Genomic DNA, 4726 nt, shown 5'->3' with positions numbered 1-4726 from the left:
GGTGACCCGCCCCGCGCATCGAACGCCCGCAGATAATCGCCAACCAAATCGGTCTTGCTGGCGAAATGCTGGTAGAGGGTGCGCTTGGAGACGTTGGCTTCCTGGGCAACCAGTTCGACGCCGGTGGTGTGAATCCCGCGCCGGTAGAACAGCCGGGCCGCCGCCCGCTGAATGCGCTCGCGCGCACCGCCGCCGTTCGCCCGTCGCGTCGTTGAAGCGGTTCCGCTCACGCTGCCCAGGGTACACCGATCGGTTTACACCAACAGAAAAACCGGCTACTGTACGACTGAAGTAAACCGATCGGTTTTCACGGAGGCTGCCGATGAACGCTCTCGACTTGGCCCGCGTTCTCGACGGCAACGGCTGGGGTGAACCGCAGTCGCGGTCGGTCAACTGGTGCGACCCGATGGCCACCCGGGCGGCCGCGGCGTCCATGCCGGGCCTGGCGTACTGGCGCAATGTCGCCGAGGGGCACCTACCGCCGCCGCCGATCGGAGAGTTGTTCCGAATGCGCGTAATCGACGTCGAACACGGCAGGATCTCGTTCAGCTGCACCCCGGACGGCTCGATGTACAACCCGCTCGGCATGGTGCACGGCGGCACGGTGTGCACCCTGCTGGACACCGCCCTCGGCTGCGCGCTGCACACCACGCTTCCGCAAGGCGTCGGCTACACCTCGGTGGAGATCAAGGTCAGCTATCTCAAGCAGGTCACTTTGGCCAGCGGCGACTTGACCGCCGTCGGCAGTGTCGTCAAAGCCGGGTCGCGAATCGGATTCACCGAGGGAACGGTGACCGACAGCTCCGGCGGCCTCGTCGCCGCCGCGACCAGCACATTGTTGATTTTCGAACTGCCCGGTTAACCATCAAAACCAAAGGAGCGTCATGTCTTCCGTTCTGATCACCGGCTCGAACCGCGGAATCGGCCGTGCTATCGCCACCGAGTTCGCTCAGCGCGGCCACCGTGTCGTGGCCACCGCACGTGATCCGCAATCGCTGGCCGAACTCGACGTCGACCAGCGGCTCGCACTCGACGTCACCGACGACGCCAGCGTCACCGCTGCACTCAGGGCCGCAGGTGACATCGACATCGTGATCGCCAACGCCGGCGTCATCTTCTACGCCGCCGTCGAGGCCACACCATTGGCGGAGCTGCAGCGATTGCTCAACCTGAACACCGTCGGCGCGGTCCGGGTAGCCCAGGCGGTTTTGCCGCAGATGCGCGCCCGGGGTGAGGGCAAGCTGCTGTTCATGTCCAGCGTCCTCGGCCGAATCGTGCTGCCGCCGAGCACGGCCTACGCGGCGACGAAGTGGGCACTGGAAGCCCTGGTGGAGGCGCTGTCCATCGAAGTCGCTCCGTTCGGCGTGCAGGCGGCGCTGCTCGAACCCGGTGCCGTCAGTTCCGGCGCCCTCGACGACGTGACCACCTACACCCTTGCCGACGATCCCTACGCGGCCATACTGGCAGGCGGCGGGATGCGTGCCGGTCTGATCACCCCTGAGCAAGTGGCTGCCGAAGTGGTCGACGCCGCCGAGAAACCCGAACTGCCGTTGCGGATTCCGATCGGCGACGCGGCGCGGGCCCTATTGGCCGCCCGGCACGCGGCACCTGACGACGTCGCCTTCACCCCGAGTTTCGGCTAGGGCTACAAACTGCCCAGGTCGTCGGGCACGTCGACGGCGTACTGGCGGAGCGCTTCCAGGGGTACGACGTCGAGCGTGCGCTCGTTGGTGGATGCCAACACGACCGGGGCCGCGCAGCCGTCCCGGTGAGCCTGCAGCCAGTTCAACGCAGTGACACACCACCGATCGCCCGGCTTGAGGCCGGGAAACCGGTACTCCGGTCGCGGCGTCGACAGGTCGTTGCCGATCGATCGTTGATGCTGCAGGAACTCCGCGGTCACCACAGCGCAGATGGTATGGCGACCGAGGTCCTCGGACCCGGTCGAACAGCAGCCGTCTCGATAAAAGCCGGTCAGGGGATCGGTGCCGCACGGCTCCAGTGCGGCGCCCAGCACGTTGCGTTCAGCCACTGTGTCAGTATGACGGTTTGATCCGAGCAGGCCTAAGCCAGTTCGCTCACCACGTCGGCCACTCCGCGCAGCTGATCGAGATCAGAAGTTGTTGGAATGAGCTGAATTTCGTCTGCGCCGATCGCCTCGAAGGTGCGCAACACCGCCGCCAACTCCTCCTCGTTACCGGCCCAGCCGGTCGTCGGCGCCATCGCGTCGAGATACTCCGCAGGAATCCAGTTCATGTAGCGACGCAGGTGGCGGTGCACCTGAGCGCGGGCGTCCTCCGACGAACCGAGGGCAAACCAGAACGACGTCGCCAAATGCGGTTTCGGCTTGCCGACCTCGGCCCACGCCGCTCGGGCCACGTCGAACAGCTCGTTCTGCTTGCCGACGTCGAGGTCCAAGGTGGTGCCGGCCAGCCCGTCGGCCCAGCCGGCAGCGCTGCGAACGGTCTTCGGCCCGATGGTGCCGACCAGCAGCGGCGGCCCACCCGGCTGAATCGGCGGCGGCCCGACCGGACGGGTCGACTCGGTGACATTTTCGCCCGCCCAGACCCGCTTCATGACCGCGACCCGCTCAGCCATGCCGCGTCTGCTCTGAGCCGTCAGGTCGGCGCCGACCGCTTGGTAGTCCTCATGCCGGCCGCCCACTCCTAAACCGACGGTGAGCCGTCCACCCGACAGCACGTCACCGGTCGCCAGAGCTTTGGCCAGCATGACGGGGTCGTGCAGTTGCGGCACGATCACCGTCGTCACCAGCCGGATCCGTTCGGTCCAGGCCGCCACCGCCCCAAGAAAGGTCAGTGACTCAGGATTGTCGAACGCAATGCGCTCACCCCAACACAGCGACGAGAAGGGGCCCTCGTCGATCGCGCGCGCCCAATCACGCAGCACAGTCGAATCCAGGTCCGGCTCCATCACCGGCATTGTCATTCCTATCTGCACGATCGCGATTTTGGCATGCCCGAGAAGTGCCCCTGAGCCTTTCGGGGTGGCAGCATGGAGCGGGTGGTGATCAGCAGCGGTTCCATCGCGCATGTCCGGCTCACTGTCACCAACATCGAACGATCTCGACAGTTCTATGAGAGTGTCTTCGGCTGGCCGGTGCTGCTGGAAGTGCCCGACAATGCCGACCAAGCAACCCGCGGCCGCCTCGAATTCCTCGCCGGTGGTGTCGTCTACGACCTCGGCGGGGCATTGATCGGGCTACGGCCGGTCGGCACCGACACTTTCGACGAGAACCGGGTCGGGTTGGACCACCTCTCGTTCCGCACCGCCAGCAAAGCCGATCTAGACGACGCCGCCGGACATTTGGACGACCTGGGCATCCGCCACGAGCCTGTCAAAGACATCGGGCCGTCCTACATCCTGGAGTTTCGCGATCCGGACAACATCGCGTTGGAGCTCACCGCGCCGAAGTAACGGGGCGGCATTGTGGTGGCATGCCGAGAGTGGTTGACTGACAGGAGCAATGACTGTCAGCTTCAACCACACCATCGTCGCCGCTCGAGACAAGCACGAGTCCGCGCGATTTTTCACCGAGTTGTTCGGAATGGCGGACCCGACGCCGTTCGGCCCTTTCCTGGTCGTCAGGCTCGATCACGGCGCTAGCCTCGACTACGCCGATACGCCGGACGGCGAAGAGATCTACCCGCAGCACTACGCTTTTTTGGTTTCCGACGACGAGTTCGACGCGATCTACGCCAGAATCCGCACTCGCGGACTGCAACACTGGGCTGATCCGCGCGGCAAACGGCCCGGCCAAATCAACGACAGGGACGGGGGCCGTGGGGTGTACTTTCCGGATCCGGCCGGACATCACCTGGAAATCCTCACCCGCCCGTACGGCTCGGGCGGCTGAGGTTATCCGGCCGAGCGCCGGCCGTGCCTATTGCGTTCCTGGTCGCGGTAGTCGTCGGCCAGCTGGGCGACGTGTCCGGGCAGCGTGCCCGCGGCCACGTCGGCCAGCGTGGTTTGTTCCAGCACCGCGCGCATGCTGGCGCGCAGTGCCCGCCAGACATCGGTCAGCGCTGCTGTCGGACCGGCGCACGGCAAGTCACCCAACCCCATGTCACGCACACTGGCCAGCGGGCCGTCGATACACCGCAGCACATCGGCGATGCTGATCTCAGACCCGGGCCGGGCCAGGGCATAGCCGCCGTCGCGGCCGCGGTGGCTGCGGACCAGGCGGTCGGTGCGCAGGTCAGACAGGATGTCGACGAGGAACTGCGGCGGTATACCCTGCGCCGCCGCCAGGTCGTCGGTCTTGACCAGCGCGCCGCCCTCGACGGTGGCGAGCTGAATCATCGCCCGTACCGCGTATTCCGCCTTCGCAGACATGCGCATGGTTTGCCACCGTCCCCGTTAGGAATTGATCGCGGTCAGCACCGCGTCGGCGTACTCAGGTCGGCACACCAGCAAGTCCGGCAGCAGCGAATCGGCCTGGTTGTACTGCAGCTTCGAACCGTCGATCCGTGAGGTGTGCAGACCGGCGGCGCGGGCCATCGCGACCGGCGCCGCTGAATCCCATTCGTATTGCCCACCGGCATGCACGTAGACGTCGGCCAATCCCTGCACGACTGCGGCGACTTTGGCTCCCGCCGATCCCATTTCCACCAACGTGCCGTCCAGCTGCTCGCGGACCTGCAGCGCGATCGCCGGCGGGCGGGTGCGCGACACCACGATTCGCGGCGGGCCCGAGTCGGCCGGGGGC

9 protein-coding genes are annotated in these 4726 nt (G+C 66.2%); 4 read left to right on the top strand and 5 right to left on the bottom strand.

Features of this window, described 5'->3' with window-relative positions; all coding sequences use genetic code 11:
- The coding region (locus WA317_RS08190) for a TetR/AcrR family transcriptional regulator (RefSeq protein ID WP_425172554.1) at positions 1–230 on the bottom strand (230 nt) is incomplete at its 3' end.
- 92 nt (positions 231–322) lie between these two features.
- On the opposite strand from WA317_RS08190, the gene WA317_RS08185 reads away from it, so the two are divergent.
- Positions 323–862, top strand: a complete 540-nt coding sequence (locus WA317_RS08185; protein ID WP_425172553.1) for a PaaI family thioesterase — start codon at positions 323–325, stop codon at positions 860–862.
- A 22-nt stretch (positions 863–884) separates the two neighbouring features.
- Positions 885–1643, top strand: a complete 759-nt coding sequence (locus WA317_RS08180; RefSeq protein ID WP_425172552.1) for an SDR family oxidoreductase — start codon at positions 885–887, stop codon at positions 1641–1643.
- Positions 1644–1645: 2 nt separating this feature from the next.
- Here the strand turns inward: WA317_RS08180 and WA317_RS08175 are convergent, their stop codons facing one another.
- Entirely contained in the window at positions 1646–2032 is a 387-nt protein-coding gene (locus tag WA317_RS08175; protein ID WP_425172551.1) for a DUF2237 family protein, read from the bottom strand.
- Between the two features lie 32 nt (positions 2033–2064).
- Positions 2065–2946, bottom strand: a complete 882-nt coding sequence (locus tag WA317_RS08170) for an LLM class flavin-dependent oxidoreductase (RefSeq protein WP_425172555.1) — start codon at positions 2944–2946, stop codon at positions 2065–2067.
- A gap of 66 nt (positions 2947–3012) precedes the next feature.
- On the opposite strand from WA317_RS08170, the gene WA317_RS08165 reads away from it, so the two are divergent.
- Both WA317_RS08165 and WA317_RS08160 read left to right on the top strand, forming a co-directional pair.
- Positions 3013–3435: a VOC family protein gene (locus WA317_RS08165; protein ID WP_425172550.1), complete on the top strand. Its 423-nt coding sequence runs from the start codon at positions 3013–3015 to the stop codon at positions 3433–3435.
- Positions 3436–3484: 49 nt separating this feature from the next.
- A complete protein-coding gene (locus tag WA317_RS08160) occupies positions 3485–3874 on the top strand; it encodes a VOC family protein (protein ID WP_425172549.1) in 390 nt (129 codons plus the stop codon).
- Between the two features lie 2 nt (positions 3875–3876).
- Here the strand turns inward: WA317_RS08160 and WA317_RS08155 are convergent, their stop codons facing one another.
- Both WA317_RS08155 and WA317_RS08150 read right to left on the bottom strand, forming a co-directional pair.
- Complete coding sequence (locus WA317_RS08155; protein ID WP_425172548.1) at positions 3877–4359, bottom strand: Rrf2 family transcriptional regulator; 483 nt, start codon at positions 4357–4359, stop codon at positions 3877–3879.
- An 18-nt stretch (positions 4360–4377) separates the two neighbouring features.
- The coding region (locus WA317_RS08150; protein ID WP_425172547.1) for an inositol monophosphatase family protein at positions 4378–4726 on the bottom strand (349 nt) is incomplete at its 5' end.

The sequence above is a fragment of the Mycobacterium sp. genome (genome assembly GCF_049802695.1).
Taxonomy (GTDB): domain Bacteria; phylum Actinomycetota; class Actinomycetes; order Mycobacteriales; family Mycobacteriaceae; genus Mycobacterium.
This window is presented reverse-complemented; position numbering and strand designations above follow the sequence as displayed.